This is a genomic window from Fibrella aquatilis (assembly GCF_017353255.1).
In the GTDB taxonomy this organism is placed as follows: Bacteria; Bacteroidota; Bacteroidia; order Cytophagales; family Spirosomataceae; genus Fibrella; species Fibrella aquatilis.
Genome location: NZ_JAFMYU010000002.1, coordinates 215,310 through 230,218, shown reverse-complemented (window position 1 = coordinate 230,218; position 14,909 = coordinate 215,310). Strand labels below are relative to the sequence as shown.

14 protein-coding genes are annotated in these 14,909 nt (G+C 52.2%); 4 read left to right on the top strand and 10 right to left on the bottom strand.

What is annotated here, in order from left to right; translation table 11 throughout:
* Window positions 1–3: 3 nt before the first annotated feature.
* The gene (locus J2I48_RS03345; protein WP_207333976.1) at window positions 4–327 is read right to left on the bottom strand and encodes a DUF3276 family protein; all 324 of its coding nucleotides are present in this window, start codon (window positions 325–327) and stop codon (window positions 4–6) included.
* 270 nt (window positions 328–597) lie between these two features.
* On the opposite strand from J2I48_RS03345, the gene J2I48_RS03340 reads away from it, so the two are divergent.
* Both J2I48_RS03340 and J2I48_RS03335 read left to right on the top strand, forming a co-directional pair.
* On the top strand, window positions 598–1,044 hold the full coding sequence (locus tag J2I48_RS03340; protein WP_207333975.1) for a septal ring lytic transglycosylase RlpA family protein: 447 nt from the start codon (window positions 598–600) through the stop codon (window positions 1,042–1,044).
* Window positions 1,045–1,374: 330 nt separating this feature from the next.
* Window positions 1,375–2,298 carry a DUF58 domain-containing protein gene (locus J2I48_RS03335; RefSeq protein WP_207333974.1) on the top strand — a complete coding sequence of 308 codons (924 nt, stop codon included), beginning with the start codon at window positions 1,375–1,377 and terminating at the stop codon, window positions 2,296–2,298.
* 107 nt (window positions 2,299–2,405) lie between these two features.
* Here J2I48_RS03335 and J2I48_RS03330 read toward each other — a convergent pair whose 3' ends face one another.
* The gene (locus tag J2I48_RS03330) at window positions 2,406–3,161 is read right to left on the bottom strand and encodes a zinc ribbon domain-containing protein (protein WP_207333973.1); all 756 of its coding nucleotides are present in this window, start codon (window positions 3,159–3,161) and stop codon (window positions 2,406–2,408) included.
* A 117-nt stretch (window positions 3,162–3,278) separates the two neighbouring features.
* A complete protein-coding gene (locus J2I48_RS03325; RefSeq protein ID WP_207333972.1) occupies window positions 3,279–4,385 on the bottom strand; it encodes a Nif3-like dinuclear metal center hexameric protein in 1,107 nt (368 codons plus the stop codon).
* 109 nt (window positions 4,386–4,494) lie between these two features.
* Here J2I48_RS03325 and J2I48_RS03320 point away from each other — a divergent pair, with 109 nt between their 5' ends.
* The gene (locus J2I48_RS03320; protein WP_207333971.1) at window positions 4,495–5,676 is read left to right on the top strand and encodes an ATP-binding protein; all 1,182 of its coding nucleotides are present in this window, start codon (window positions 4,495–4,497) and stop codon (window positions 5,674–5,676) included.
* Window positions 5,677–5,730: 54 nt separating this feature from the next.
* Here J2I48_RS03320 and J2I48_RS03315 read toward each other — a convergent pair whose 3' ends face one another.
* The 7 genes from J2I48_RS03315 to J2I48_RS03285 all read right to left on the bottom strand — a co-directional run bounded on the left by J2I48_RS03315 (window position 5,731) and on the right by J2I48_RS03285 (window position 13,757).
* Window positions 5,731–7,353: an L-lactate permease gene (locus tag J2I48_RS03315; RefSeq protein ID WP_207333970.1), complete on the bottom strand. Its 1,623-nt coding sequence runs from the start codon at window positions 7,351–7,353 to the stop codon at window positions 5,731–5,733.
* 18 nt (window positions 7,354–7,371) lie between these two features.
* On the bottom strand, window positions 7,372–10,065 hold the full coding sequence (locus tag J2I48_RS03310; RefSeq protein WP_207333969.1) for a M14 family zinc carboxypeptidase: 2,694 nt from the start codon (window positions 10,063–10,065) through the stop codon (window positions 7,372–7,374).
* Window positions 10,066–10,187: 122 nt separating this feature from the next.
* Window positions 10,188–10,418 carry a hypothetical protein gene (locus J2I48_RS03305; protein WP_207333968.1) on the bottom strand — a complete coding sequence of 77 codons (231 nt, stop codon included), beginning with the start codon at window positions 10,416–10,418 and terminating at the stop codon, window positions 10,188–10,190.
* A gap of 114 nt (window positions 10,419–10,532) precedes the next feature.
* Window positions 10,533–10,730, bottom strand: a complete 198-nt coding sequence (locus J2I48_RS03300) for a hypothetical protein (protein WP_207333967.1) — start codon at window positions 10,728–10,730, stop codon at window positions 10,533–10,535.
* A gap of 127 nt (window positions 10,731–10,857) precedes the next feature.
* A complete protein-coding gene (locus J2I48_RS03295) occupies window positions 10,858–11,667 on the bottom strand; it encodes a toll/interleukin-1 receptor domain-containing protein (protein WP_207333966.1) in 810 nt (269 codons plus the stop codon).
* A gap of 84 nt (window positions 11,668–11,751) precedes the next feature.
* Window positions 11,752–13,389 carry a chaperonin GroEL gene (gene groL / locus J2I48_RS03290; protein WP_207333965.1) on the bottom strand — a complete coding sequence of 546 codons (1,638 nt, stop codon included), beginning with the start codon at window positions 13,387–13,389 and terminating at the stop codon, window positions 11,752–11,754.
* Window positions 13,390–13,478: 89 nt separating this feature from the next.
* Complete coding sequence (locus J2I48_RS03285; protein WP_198172210.1) at window positions 13,479–13,757, bottom strand: co-chaperone GroES; 279 nt, start codon at window positions 13,755–13,757, stop codon at window positions 13,479–13,481.
* Window positions 13,758–14,004: 247 nt separating this feature from the next.
* Here J2I48_RS03285 and J2I48_RS03280 point away from each other — a divergent pair, with 247 nt between their 5' ends.
* On the top strand, window positions 14,005–14,727 hold the full coding sequence (locus J2I48_RS03280) for a hypothetical protein (protein ID WP_207333964.1): 723 nt from the start codon (window positions 14,005–14,007) through the stop codon (window positions 14,725–14,727).
* Window positions 14,728–14,909 lie beyond the last annotated feature (182 nt).

Here is a 14,909-nt window from a genome sequence, read left to right as displayed (position 1 = left end):
GTACTATTCCCATTTTAGCTCCGTATGGAGGTCGTCGGCAACGGCTTCGGGGCGGTCGAATTGGGTGAAATCGGTGTCGGGCATCAGCTCGGTTTTCACGTAGTCGATGGTTTCCTGGAGGGCTTCGAGAAACTTGCCGAAGTCTTCTTTGTAGAGAAACATCTTTTGCTTGTCGTAGGTAAACCCGTCGCCATGCGGCAGGCGGCGACTCTCGGTGAGGGTAAGGTAGAAGTCATTGCCACGGGTGGCCTTCACGTCGAAAAAGTAGGTCCTTTTGCCCGCACGCACCCGTTTTGAATAGATTTTCTCGTTCGTTCGCTCGTCCACTGGTCAATCAATTTAGGGATAGTACGGGTCAAAATACGGTGCGGCGGGGCACAACAAAAAGAAAGCGGGGAATATAATTTTCTGGAAAAATCATATTTCGTGGACATTACTCTACAGGCTAGATACAGATCAGGCAGTCATAACGCTTTGTTCTATAGCCCTTTATTGCTATCTTTGTTAGTAGGGAATTGCATTTTTTGGTGAATGAAGGCGTTATGAAACCCGGTTTTGGAAAGGTCTTCTTCTATTGTTTCACGAACCAAAGACTGTATGAGTTTATTCACATCCCTCCTGCTACTGTTGAGTACCTCTTGCTCAACAGGCGTGCCCCAAAAACAGGCACCACAGCAGTCAGGCAAGGCATCCTATTACGCCAATCGGTTCAACGGATGTCGGACAACAAGCGGCGAGCGCGTTAAACAACATATGTTAACCGGCGCGCACCGCACATTACCTTTCAATACGCTGGTTGAAGTAACCAATCAATCCAACCAGCAGTCGGTCGTTATCCGGATCAATGACCGGGGGCCGTTTCACAAAGGCCGCATCGTCGATATGACGACTGCCGCCGCCAAGGCCATCGGAATGCTCGGAAGAGGGGTGGCCAATGTTACATTACGAGTTGTGGGAAAAGACCGCTATGTCGCCCAACTCGATGAGTCGCCAACGCTCGATGGGCGTTCGCCACTGCTACCCGGTCTGGTGCCGGTGCAGTAACCAGGGTGTGGGAAGCCAAGGCGTACCGACGCAACCCGCACCACACATCTGTACGGACGAGTACAGTCCGTTTTAGTTAAGACCTGATTCACAGGCTGGCCCTTTTTTTGCAATTCCCTTTGCAAAGCGCCGGACCTACGAATCAGGTTTTTTTTGTGTTTATAGACGTTGGATATCGGATATTAGGCGTTGGAATGTTGGACGCTGGATATTGGACATTGAATCTGGACACAGTTGGCGATTGCTTACGCTACGTCTGGTTATTCACCAATACGCCAACTGTGTCCAGATCCAATGTCCAATATCCAGCGTCCAACATCCAGAATCCCCTTGGCAGCATCGATCAACTTAGCGCAGGTACGTTCCTTTGGCAACGTCGAATTTTTGGCCCGGCAACTCGTGGAGGGGTTCATCACGGGTTTGCACAAATCACCCTTCCACGGCTTCTCGGTGGAGTTCGCCGAACACCGGCTCTACAACCCCGGCGAAAGCACCCGCTACATCGACTGGAAGGTCTTTGGCAAAACCGATAAGCTCTTTGTGAAACGCTACGAAGAGGAAACCAACCTCCGCTGCCACCTGCTCATCGACACATCGTCGTCGATGTATTATCCTGAAAAAGATTACGGTAAAATTACGTTCAGCGCCATGGGCGCGGCCAGTTTGGCTTATATGCTACAACGGCAGCGCGACGCCGTGAGCCTGTGTACTTTCGCCGACGAGATTGAACTACAAACGCCCGTGAAGTCCACGCCGGGGCACGTGCATAAGCTGTTTACGTACCTCGATCAGCTGTTGCAATCGCCAAAGCCGAACCGCCGCACGAGCGCCCCGGAAGTGATTCACCAACTAGCCGAGAAGATCAATAAACGGTCGCTGGTGATTCTCTTCAGTGATATGTTCGATTCGGCGGGAACAGACCCGGCCCGGCAGGATGCCCTGTTTTCGGCCCTGCAACACCTGCGCCACAACCTGCACGAGGTACTTATTTTTCACGTCACTGACCGCCAAACCGAACAGGCTTTTGCCTTTGATGAGCGCCCCTACGAGTTCATCGACCTGGAGACCGGCAACCGCGTGAAACTCCAGCCCAACCAAGTGCGCGACGCCTACAAAACCGCCGTGACGGACTACCTCCACAACCTGAAGCTCCGCTGCGCACAGTACCGCATCGACTTCATCGAAGCCGACATCGCTCAGGGCTTCGAGCCCATTTTATCAGCATACCTAGTGAAGCGGACGAAGATGAGATAAAAAGGATTTACGAATTACGAGGTACGATTTACGATTTGGGCTGACGCTTTTGTACTTATGCGTCAGCCCAAATCGTAAATCGTACCTCGTAATTCGTAAATCCTTTTTTACCGTCCCCTGCCCGTGCTCACTGGCTCGGGTACGGCGTCGACGTCGGCGAGGATACGTCCGCAGTGTTCGCAGACGATGATTTTCTTTTTGTCTTTAATATCGGCCTGACGTTGTGGGGGCACCACGTTGTAGCAACCACCGCAGGCACCGCGTTTCACGGTCACCACGGCCAGACCGTTGAGGGCATTGTGCCGGATTTTGTCGTATGATACCAGCAGGCGGGCTTCCACGTTTTTGGCTTGCTCTTCGCGCTCAACGGCCAGTTGTTTCTCGTCGGCTTCGCTCTCTGATATCAACTGGTCAAGCTCCTGCTTTTTCACTTTCAGGTCTTCCTTGCGCAGGTTCAGTGTCTCCTGCGTGCCGTTGATTTCGTCCTGCTTACCCTGCATCCGAAACTGCGACTCGCCGATTTTCTTGTCCGACAGTTCCATTTCCAGCGACTGCAACTCGATCTCTTTCGTGATCGCGTCGAATTCGCGGTTATTCCGCACGTTCATTTGCTGCTCTTTATAGCGGGCAATGAGCTTGTCGGCGTCTTTCTTGACAGTCTTGTTACGGTCGATTTCTTCCTGAAGGGTGCTGACCTCGCTGTTGAATTTCCCGATGCGCGTCTCGAAACCAATGATTTCATCTTCCAGATCGCGTACTTCTTCGGGCAGGTCGCCCCGCATACGGCGGATGTCATTCAGTTGAGAATCAATGGCTTGCAGTTTAAGAAGTGCGTCTAATTTTTGCGCTACCGTTAGTTCCATTCGGGGGAGTGATGTTTTAGAATGTATTGCGAAAGAAGTAAGAGATAAGAAGTGAGAAACAAGACGCCCCGTCGAGGCTCCCTGTCTTGTCTCTTAGCTCTTGCCTCTTGTTTCTGTCTAGAAGAAATACCGCACCGGGTTGGTGTCAATATCTGCTAAAATTACCGCAAAGGTAGTGAATTTTTGGGCCAAACGCTGTTGAATCAGGTCTTTGGTAAAGACCTCGCTTTCGTAGTGGCCAATGTCGCAGATGATCAGTCGCCCCTCGGCGTCGAAGAACTCGTGGTACTTATAATCGGCCGTCACGAAGGCATCGGCACCGACCCTGATAGCATCATGTAGCAGGAAACTCCCCGCCCCGCCGCATACCGCCACGCGACGTATGGGCCTGTTCATCATCGGCGTATGCCGAATCACGGTCGCGTTCATGTTCGTTTTTAAGTGCCGCAGCCACGCTAGCTCGTCCATAGGTTCGGGCAAATCACCCAATGCGCCGGCCCCCACGGTCTGATTGGCATTGTTGAGGGCATAGAGATCGTAGGCGGGCACCTCATACGAATGTGCCCGGGTCATGGCCCGCACTACGGCATTTTCCAGGTATGTTGGCAAGATCACTTCCAGCCGTAGCTCCTGTACGGTTTCATCCTGCCCCACGGCTCCCACCACCGGCTGTGCCCCGGTTAGCGGGCGGAACGTACCCATGCCCCCCACCCGAAACGAGCAGTGGTCGTAAGCACCGATTTGGCCCGCGCCTGCTTCGTAGATGGCCGCGAGTACGCCAGGCACGTCGGCTTCGGGCGTGAACACCACGAGCTTGCTGAGCACCTGCGTTTTTGGAGCCAGAATCTGTACGTTCTGCAACCCCAATCGGTTAGCAATGTGGTAGTTGACACCCCCCGCTACGCTGTCGAGGTTGGTATGGGCAGCAAAAATGGCGACATCGTTTTTGACCGCTTTGATCACCGTGCGTTCCACATAGTTTTTGCCGTTGAGCTTTTTCAGCCCACGAAACACAATGGGGTGGTGCGCCACAATGACGTTGCAACCCCTGGCAATAGCCTCATCTACCACCGCTTCCGTGGCATCGAGCGACACCAATACGCCGGTAATGACGGCGTTGGGATCACCCACGATCAGCCCGGCGTTGTCGTATGATTCCTGATAAACGGGCGGCGCCCAGGAGTCCATGTAGCGCGTCAGGTCACGAATTTGGGGGGAGTTCATAAAGGCAAAGGTAAACGTAGCCGATCATCCATTTGGGTTCGTCAACTAAACTGGACAAATTTGCAATCGGATTGCAAATTTGTCCAGTTTTCAGTTTTATGCCTGCAATATGCTGAATGACAACCTTATAGCTCGTCAGATAAAGTCAAAGCTAATTCAATTATCAGCGCAATACCCCATCATTTCCCTAACCGGACCCCGTCAGTCGGGGAAATCGACGCTGGTGCGTTCGTTGTTTGCCGAATTGCCCTACGTGCTGCTGGAAGACCCGGACGTGCGTTTGTTGGCCGAGCAGGACCCGCGTGGTTTTCTGGCCAATTATCCAAACGGGGCCGTATTTGATGAAGTGCAGCGCGTGCCTGATTTATTCTCTTACCTGCAAGGCATTGTGGATCAAGGCAATCAGCAAAACCCTTATATTTTAATCGGTTCACAGAATTTTCTGCTGATGGAAGGTATCAGTCAGAGTCTGGCCGGGCGGGCGGCGGTGCTGCGTTTGCTGCCGTTCAACTACGCCGAACTTCAGTCCGCCGAAGCCGTGCCCACATCGTTGGAAACGCTGCTCTGGCAGGGCAGTTACCCCCGCCTAATTACCCGTCAGTTGGACCCTACCGATTTCTACCCTGCCTACATTCAGACTTATCTGGAGCGCGACGTACGGTCGTTGAAAAACATCAGCGACCTGGGCAGCTTTGCCCGTTTCCTGCGGCTGTGCGCCGGGCGGGCGGGTAATCTGCTCAACCTGTCGTCGCTGGCCAATGATAGCGGCATCAGCGTGAACACCGCCAAGTCGTGGCTGTCGGTTCTGGAAGCGAGCTATGTGGTGTATATGCTGGAACCGTTTCACGAGAACTACAGCAAGCGCATTGTGAAATCGCCCAAGCTCTTTTTCTACGACACTGGCCTGGTTTGCGCTTTGCTGGGTTTGCGCCGCGCCGATCTGGTCGAGACGTATTATATGCGCGGGTCGCTGTTCGAGAATTGGGTAGTGAGCGAAGTGGTCAAGCACTTTTACAACCAGGGCCAGACCGCACCGATCTATTTCTGGCAGGACAAAACGGGCCGCGAAGTGGATCTATTAATTGAACAAAATGGCTCGTTGCTCTCCATCGAAATCAAAGCGGGGCAGACCCTAAACCCAACCTATTTCAACCAGCTAACCTACTGGAATAAGCTTAGTGGTAACCCCGCCAGTAACAGTTATGTGGTCTACGGCGGTACCGTTCAGCAGGAAACGTCAGCAGGTACGTTTGTACCAGTATCAGGGTTAGCGGAGTTGTTGGGAAAATAGTGCATAATAACTTGCTGATTATCAAACCTATAAGGTTTCCAAAACCTTATAGGTTTACCTTACCGGTATAATCCACTTGATGAGGTACGCTTGTGCCAGGGTCAGGAAGCAGATGATGATGAGCAGGATGAAGCTGTGCTTCACCGTAAACCGGAACAACTGCGACTCCTGCCCCACCAGATTACCCGCCGCCGCAGCCACGGCAATGGACTGCGGCGAAATCATTTTGCCCACCACCCCACCCGACACGTTGGCCGCCACCGTCACCACCGGGTCAACGCCAATAGACTGCGCTGTGGCGTATTGAATCTTGCTGAACAGGGCATTGGCCGAGGTGTCGGAGCCGGTGATAAACACGCCCAGCCAGCCCAGCACCGGCGCGAAAAACGGGAACAGTGCACCTGTTCCAGCCAGCACAGTTGCCAGCGTGAGCGTAATGCCCGAATCGTTCATGATGTAGGCGAACCCCAGCACGGCAGCGATGGTCAGGATCGGGAATCTGAGTTGACTCAGTGTAGCCCAAAACACGCCCGCGCCCTGCCGGTAGGTTAGCCCTACTAGCGGAATAGCCACCAGCGCCGCCAGCAAAATAGCCGTTCCGGCAGCGGATAAATAATTGACTTTGAACACCTTAGCGATAAGCATCCCATCTGCACCCTGAATAGCATTATGAAGCCCCGGCACGTCAAACTGAAACAGCCCAACGGCGTTCAGCCCGTTTTTGACCGGCTGTAATCCCCAGGTAATGATGATGATAGTCAGCACCAGAAACGGCGACCAGGCCCGGATAATCTGCCCGGTTGTGTAGCTCGTCTGGTCAGCGATGAGCGTGGTGGCGGGTTCGTTGGCGAAGCGCCAGGTAGTTTTGGGCTGCCAGAAACGGAGAAAGACCATCAGGCTAACGATAGACCCCAACCCCGCAATCACGTCGGGCAGGGCGGGGCCGAGGAAGTTGGACGAGAGAAATTGCAACAGGGCAAACGACAAGCCTGATACCAGCACCGCTGGCAGGATCTCCCACGCTTTTCTGATGCCGACAATGATGCTGACCAGGTAAAACGGCAGCAATAACGACAGCAGCGGCAAGGTCCGGCCCACCATCTGCGAAATGGGCATTTCGGGTATGCCCGACACCTGCGAGGCCACCGTGATGGGTATGCCGATGGAGCCAAACGCCACCGGTGCCGTATTGGCAATGAGGCAAATACCCGACGCATAGAGCGGGTTGAACCCCAGCCCAACCAGCATAGCCGCCGTAATCGCCACGGGCGCCCCGAAACCAGCGGTGCCTTCCAGAAACGAGCCAAACGAAAACGCGATAAGCAATGCCTGCAACCGGCGGTCTGCCGTGATGCCCGCCATAACGTGTTTGATGATCTCAAACTGCCCGCTTTTCACAGTGAGGTTGAAGAGAAACACGGCCATGACCACCAGCCAGCAAATGGGAAATAGCCCGTACACTGCCCCGTGAGCCACGGAAAGCAGGGCCAGTTTCACGGGCATACCATACACGAAAACAGCAATGAGCAGGGCTAATCCTGTAGCGATCAGACTAGCCTGATAGCCCTTCATCTTCTTGATAATCAGCGCCCAGAAGATAAACAGAATAGGCACCGCCGCCACCAGCACCGATAGCGTGAGGTTATGGAACGGGTCAATAAGTTGCTTCCAGATCATGCGTTTTCAGGAGAAAATCTACTGCTTCACCACGGGCACCACTTTGCGTTGGTTGTCGCGGATCACTTCCAGCAGATAAACCCCGCCGGGGATAATTCTGGTTGACATAGTTTCTTCCGTGGCCGTTCCATCCATCATCGACTGATGGTACACGCGACCATCGCTGCTGAGCAGACGAATCGTGCGGTTCTGGCCGTTGGGGGTCGTTTTTATCGTAACCGATTCAGCAAATGGATTTGGGTAGGCCAGCACTTCCAGGGCGGCTCCGGGTTCCTGAATTACCTCAGCCGCCTGACGTGACCGACTCGCCAACAGGGCCGGGTTGCTGCAACTGCCACTCGTGGCCGGGCCGGTGCCGGTTGGCGTGTAAGTAGTGCTGGTAGTCATCACCAACTTGTCAACCTGTACACCGTCTTCGCGCATCCAGAGGTTGATCGTGTGCAGGCCGGGGGCGGTGATGACTACCCTAAAGGCCGTAGTACCCGCTGCTTTTATCCACGTCCAGGCGGCGCTGCCATTATTGTAGTTGGTTAAATTGGGGCTTAGCGTCACGGGCGTGGCTCCGTCGAGGCCGAGGTGAAACGAATCGTCGTAGATGCCGTTGACACCCGCCGCCATCCGCACCCAAATGTAATAGGTACCGGTAGTCACGAAATTGACGCTGTAATCCAGCCGCGGACCAACCAGGCTGTTTTGCACGTTGATGTTTGTCGTGTTGGCAATGGTCATCGTCACCCCGCCCGACGCCGTGCTCACGCTCAGCGGCGACCAGGCTAACCCCGCAGCGGCCCCGGTTCCGGCTATGGCAGTCTTGTAATTTTCGGCCTCGAACGTCACCTGACCACCCACTTCCACAAAGCAGGTTTGCGTTAGCGTTTTAAACGATGCCTGAGCGTAATTGCCGCAGTTGGGTTTCACGCGCCAGTCATAATCGGTGCCGTTGGCGAGGGCCGTTTGGGTGTAGGTCGTGCCCGACACGCTGATGTCGGCGGGCCAGGTGGTGGTGTTTTTCGGCTTCACCGACACCAGGTAGTTGGCCGCCCCTGCCACAGTACTCCACGAGAGCGTGGCCCCCGTCTCACTCACGCCCGACGATGCCAGCCCAACCGGCGTACCGCACGATGGTGAGTACAGTACGTTGACGGTGTCTTTAATTACCGACAGGCCATTGTCTACACTCAATTCAAAGGAGAGTTGCGCACCCGCTGGTGTGCTGGCGGCTACGGTGTAGGTAATTGAACCCGGCGTGGTCGCCAAAAAGCCCAGCCCGCTGTGTATGTTGGCTGGCCCAACAGCAGCCACGGCAGCATTAAGGCTGGTAGCTGAAACGGTATAGCTGGCCGGTTTAATACCGAAATTCTGAAACGAATACGCCAGTGAAGCCGCTGTAGATGAGGCCGTTGTCGGCGACGTAGCGGTGGCGCGACCATAGAACGTCGACAGGCGCAGCAGCTTGGTGTTCATGGCAACCATCGACTGGCAAAGCGGCAAAATTCGCGACGAAGCGGGCCAGAACCCATCGGTCGAGGCGCCGATTTCGGGGGTGAAGCCGTAGATCTTGCTCTTCGCCACCTGTTCGCCAAACTGCCAGTCAGGGGCGGTGCCGTTGGCGGTATAGCCTACCGTCTCAAACGCATTGCCAATTTTAAAGCCATTTTCGGCGGTTAAATAGGTGGCCGCATTGCGGAAGTTGGTCAGTTCGGCGTTGCTGTTGGGGTTCAGGCTCTCGAAGGGGTAGATGCAGTAGTTGCCGTAGGAGTGGTAGTTAAACGCCGTCACGAATTGCCGTTGCGCGGCAAAGGTGCGCAGGGCTGCCGTTTCCGGTTCCGAGAATGCCGCCGTGCCTCGGTAGGTATCTGACGTGGTGGTGGGCGACGAGCCGGTGTTATCGCGAGCGTAGTTGTACGAATAGTTGCGGTTCAGGTCCACGCCAAAACTACCGTCGGCGTTGGCGCGGCGGTTTTTGCGCCACAACCCGCCACCGCCCGGATTGGTGGTTTGATTGTACACGTACCCGTCGGGGTTAAGGCAGGGCACAATGTAGATCTCCGAACTATTGAGCAGCGTTTTAATCTCTTTGTCGCTGTTGTAGTTTTCCATCACAAACCACATGAAGTAGATCAACTGACTGATACTCATGGGTTCGCGGGCGTGGTGTAGCGCGTTCAGCAGCAGTTCAGGTTCGTTTTCGTCTACGTCGGGGTTATCACTGATCTTGATCATGTAGATTGGTCGCCCACCGTTGGAGTTACCAATGCTCGTTTTCACCGTAATCAGGTTGGGATACAGCGCCCGCATTTGATCGAGAATACCCGGCAGTTCGGCGAAGGAATAATAACCGGCATAGCTGCCCAGGCTAAAGTTGGTGGGCGTGGTGGTGGCCGCTCGTGCGTTGCGCTGTACCTGCGCCGCCTGCCGGTCAATTTCGCGATTGATGGCGGCGTAGTTTTTCGCCAGGTCTTTAATCAGGTACGTCACCCTGTGGCCATTACGTTTGATCAGCGCTACATCCTGTTCCGACACTTCTGCCGTAAAATCCTGCTTGTTTTCGTAACCAAAGTGATCCGCTTCCAGGCCATGGTTAAACAGGTACTCCAGCTTCTCCGGGCTGATCTTAACCGAGATGCGATGATAAACAGGCTGTTGCGCCCACACTGTCTGCGTAATAAAAAGCAAAGCCAGTACTAACCCATGTGTGTATAGTTTTTTCATGACAAAATGTGATTAGTTGGTGAACTGATCACAATGTATGAAAATGAGTAGTAATTATGTTAGTTTATATAATAAATACTTGAGTATCTCAATATTGCGTTAATCGTGCTTTGGATATAACGCTACGCTTCATCGGCTATCTCTTTACTCAAATCTGCCAAAAACTCACCAAGCGATTGCGCTTTCAACTTCCCTTCCTTCACCAGCCGTACCTCCCGCATACCCTGCCGGATTTGCTCACGAAGCGGCACTTTTTCGTCGGCTGCCTCCTGGTCGATAAGCGTTTTTAGCTCACGCCGGATGCGGGGAGGCCGCACTTTATATTGCTCGAATAAGATCTGGGCGGTGCTCATAGAATAGCTATATCTGTTTTCTCAAAGATACACGTTAAACACAAAACCGCCCCTAACCGACCAGTTAGGGGCGGTTTTGTGGGCAGTGCGTTACTGCCTATCAACCTGTTCCAGCTACGTCAACTGACGTTGTATCTCCGGCACATAGTCAACTGACACGCCGCAATCTTCGGCGATCTCTTCAACAGTTGCCTTGCCGCGTAGCAATGACCGCTCTACGAACAAGTGTTGAGCCTGCTCTTTCGCTTTGCGTTGCTCCCGAACATACAAAACGTCTTTTTCTTCGTCGATGTAGTCAACGATGCTATCCATTGTTTTGTCGATTTGTGATTCTAAACTATGCAATTTGTCTTGTAAACAACGTTTACAATGCTTTTGATAGACAAACTGGTTAATTCATTGCTTTCATGTGATTCAAGAAAACTTCGAGAAGCATCATTTACTGATTAATAAATTGAGTTATTATCTTTTTTAGATTGTCCGAATTTCTGCATAAACGTCTTACCTCTTTGTCTCGTGACAAATAATCATATACCTCCTCATCATCTAATAAACTATATTCTTTGAGTTTAAAATTGTGAACTTTCATGTAATCATATATTTTACTGTAAACACTTTTAACAGTAGATTCATCAAAACTATCCAAAACCTCGTACTGATCTGATTTGGATGGTAATACACTATACTGTCTTCTAGTCAATTCCAATATTTCATCCAAAATATCTCTATCAGACCTTACTGGGGAAGGGCTAATTTTTAAAGCATTAGTCTTGCTCAATATAGACGATACGTCGGATTCTAGTTTTGGAAAAAAAGTGTCAAACAATTCTTGAAACGTGTTATCCGCCAGCACGTTATCTCCAAGCTGATTATTTATAGTTTGCATTAACTTTTTAAATTCATCCTTGACAAATATTGTTGTTTGAAACGTTGCCAATGGTCCCGTCAAGTCCGAATTACTTAATCCGAAAAGCAATGGGCATACTTTAGACTTATCAAGTTTATTAGATAATGCTCCTGCTTCAAATAAAATCCAAGGTTTTTCTTTATTTTCTGACGTCAAACAGATTATTCCGATGTTACATTCATTAAGTTTTTTAGTTATTTCAGTTTCCCATTTAGCTCCTTTCTCAATATCAGAAGGTGTAAAATATGGTTTAACAGCTTGTAATATTTTAGGTATCCAGTTCTTTAATAGTTGTGCTATAGCTTTACTATCATCACCCGACCAACTTATAAATAGATTCATTGCTTAAATAAGTTTAAATTTTACAACAATATAACACCCCTGACCAGCAGGCCAGGGGTGTTATGTATATTAGGCTGGCGGCAATTACATCATGCCACCCATGCCGCCGCCGCCGTGGGCGTGACCACCACCGGCAGGAGCCTCTTCAGGCTCGTCGGCGATGAGGCACTCGGTGGTCAGGAGCAGGCCAGCAATAGAAGCGGCGTTCTCCAGGGCCAGGCGCGTTACTTTCTTGGGGTCAATAACACCCGCAGCAAAGAGGTCTTCGAAGGTGTCGTTCTTGGCGTTGTAGCCATATCCACCCGTACCTTCCTTCACCTTGTTCACTACCACCGAACCTTCGCCACCGGCGTTGGCTACGATCGTGCGCAGGGGTGATTCGAGGGCCACGCGGATGATATTCACACCCGTTTTCTCGTCTTCGTTGATCGTGTTGACACCGTCCAGGGCGGCAATAGCGCGGATCAGGGCAATACCACCACCGGTCACGATGCCTTCTTCAACGGCAGCGCGGGTAGCGTGCAGGGCATCGTCAACGCGGTCTTTCTTTTCTTTCATCTCTACTTCAGTGGCCGCACCAATGTAGAGGATTGCCACACCACCCGACAGTTTCGCCAGACGCTCTTGCAGCTTCTCGCGGTCGTAGTCAGACGTAGTGTTTTCGATTTGCGCTTTGATCTGGTTTACACGACCGGCGATATCTTCTTTGCCACCCACGCCATTCACGATGGTCGTGTTGTCTTTGTCGATGATGATTTTCTCGGCCTGACCCAGGTATTCGGCCGTGGCGTTTTCCAGCTTGTAGCCGCGCTCTTCGGCAATGACTGTACCACCCGTCAGGATGGCAATGTCTTCCAGCATGGCTTTCCGACGGTCGCCGAAGCCAGGGGCTTTCACAGCGGCCACTTTCAGAGCACCACGAATTTTGTTTACCACCAGTGTGGCAAGTGCCTCACCGTCAACGTCTTCTGCGATAATCAGCAGCGGACGACCCGTTTGGGCCACCTGCTCCAGCACCGGCAGCAGCTCTTTCATCGACGACACTTTCTTCTCCGAGATCAGGATGAAGGGGCGCTCCAGCTCCACTTCCATTTTCTCGGTGTTGGTCACGAAGTAAGGCGACAGGTAGCCACGGTCGAACTGCATACCTTCTACGGTTTTCACTTCCGTTTCGGTACCACGTGCTTCTTCTACCGTGATCACACCTTCTTTACCTACTTTCTTCATCGCCTCGGCGATCATGGTGCCGATTTCGTCGTCGTGGTTAGCCGAGATGGTGGCTACCTGCGCGATTTTGCTGAAGTCATCACCTACCGTCTGCGCCTGCTCTGACAGGTTGGCGGTTACAGCCAACACGGCCTTATCGATACCGCGCTTCAGGTCCATTGGGTTGGCACCGGCAGCTACGTTCTTCACGCCAATTGAATAGATGGCCTGGGCAAGAACGGTAGCTGTGGTGGTACCGTCGCCGGCTGAATCGGCGGTTTTAGAGGCTACTTCTTTCACGAGCTGTGCGCCCATGTTTTCCATAGCATCTTTCAATTCAATTTCTTTGGCCACCGTCACACCGTCTTTGGTGATCGAGGGTGAACCGAATTTCTTGTCGAGAATGACGTTACGGCCTTTAGGGCCGAGGGTCACTTTCACGGCATCAGCCAGGGTATCAACACCCTTCTTAATCTTGTCGCGTGCTTCGGTATCGAAGAGAATTTTCTTAGACATAATATTTTAGTGATGAGTGATTAATGGTGAGTGGTGAGTGAAGCGTTGTGGAAACACTTACCGTTTACCGCTCACCGTTTACCGTTCAATTAAACGATGGCGAAGATGTCGGATTCGCGCATGATGAGGTACTCTTTTCCTTCGATGGTGATCTCGGTGCCGGCGTATTTACCGTACAGCACCGTGTCGCCAACCTGAACGGTCAGAGGCTCGTCTTTTTTGCCCGTACCGATGGCGACGATGGTGCCACGCTGGGGTTTTTCTTTGGCCGTGTCAGGAATGATAATCCCGAAGGCGGTCTTTTCTTCAGCCGGGGCGGGTTCAACCACCACGCGGTCGGCGAGGGGTTTTACTTTCACGTCTTCCATTGCTGTGGTCATAGCGATAAGAGATGATTAAGGTTGTTAAACTGGTTTTTGTGCTTAATCGGACGGGTTTGCGGTGGCAAGTAGTATGCCAGATGAAAAGACTGACAAAATTTCAGGCCTTGTACGTTATTGGGGAAACAGGGGTCATGAACTTAGATTGTTTGGCCTTATAAGCACTTTAACCCGCTTTGTTTTGCCAAAATTAGTTCTTGCCTTATCTTGTTAAATCCCAACTGCCACACACTTTATGGCCGAAATCCGTTTAAATTCGCTTTCATCTGACTGGCTGACACAAAGCCGAATCGACGCCGAATACAAACAGTATGTCGTTTTGGCGTATTTACAAGGGGTAAACCAACGCTTTGCCGACAATAGGCTCTGCCCCGACTTGCCCGATCTGCAACGCCACTACGAGGCCACCCTTCGTTTTCGAGCGGGCAAAGGTACGTTGATGGCGGCCTTTCCCAAGCGCGTGGCGGGCATTGGTGGGCCACCACCCCAAATAACCTATGCACCGGAACATACCGATGATCCGCTACTAACCGAAGTAGACGAGATCGTTGATTTTGCCCTGCCCCGTTTTCAGACAACCCTCACCGACGGGCGGCAGCGCTGGGCCGAGCTGGCGCGAACCCTGACGCTCGAACCCGTTGGCCTCATGCCGCTGCACCCCGAAGAAGGCTACCTGCTGGTGCACTACTCCACCACAGCTGATTTGTCGGTCTACCAATACCGGCTTACCCTCTACGATCAGGCGGCACCGGGCGGACGGCTAGTGCACTGGCAGTTTCGGGAACGGCTTCGGCGGGGGCTGGGCACCACGTTCGAGCGATTGAAGCTAGACCTCATCCGGCGCTACGATCTACCGAACCCCGCCGCGTTCCGGCTTGAAAGTCGACGCGTTATTTCAGAAGAAGAGACCCTGCTGCCCATTGCGCAGGAATTGCTGAATCAGGCCGTAAAAGCCTAAGATCGTTCAGGCAGTGCCTACCGACAACTACTATGCCAGCCACAGTTTTGTTATCTTAATGTTACGCGTTTGATCAATTTTTAAAAATTTACTTAATATACAAGTCATTGGTAGTCAGTTTTTTAGCTAAAATCAAGCTATTTCAAAAGAATTGATCGCTCAAAAAGATCATCTTTTGTTAA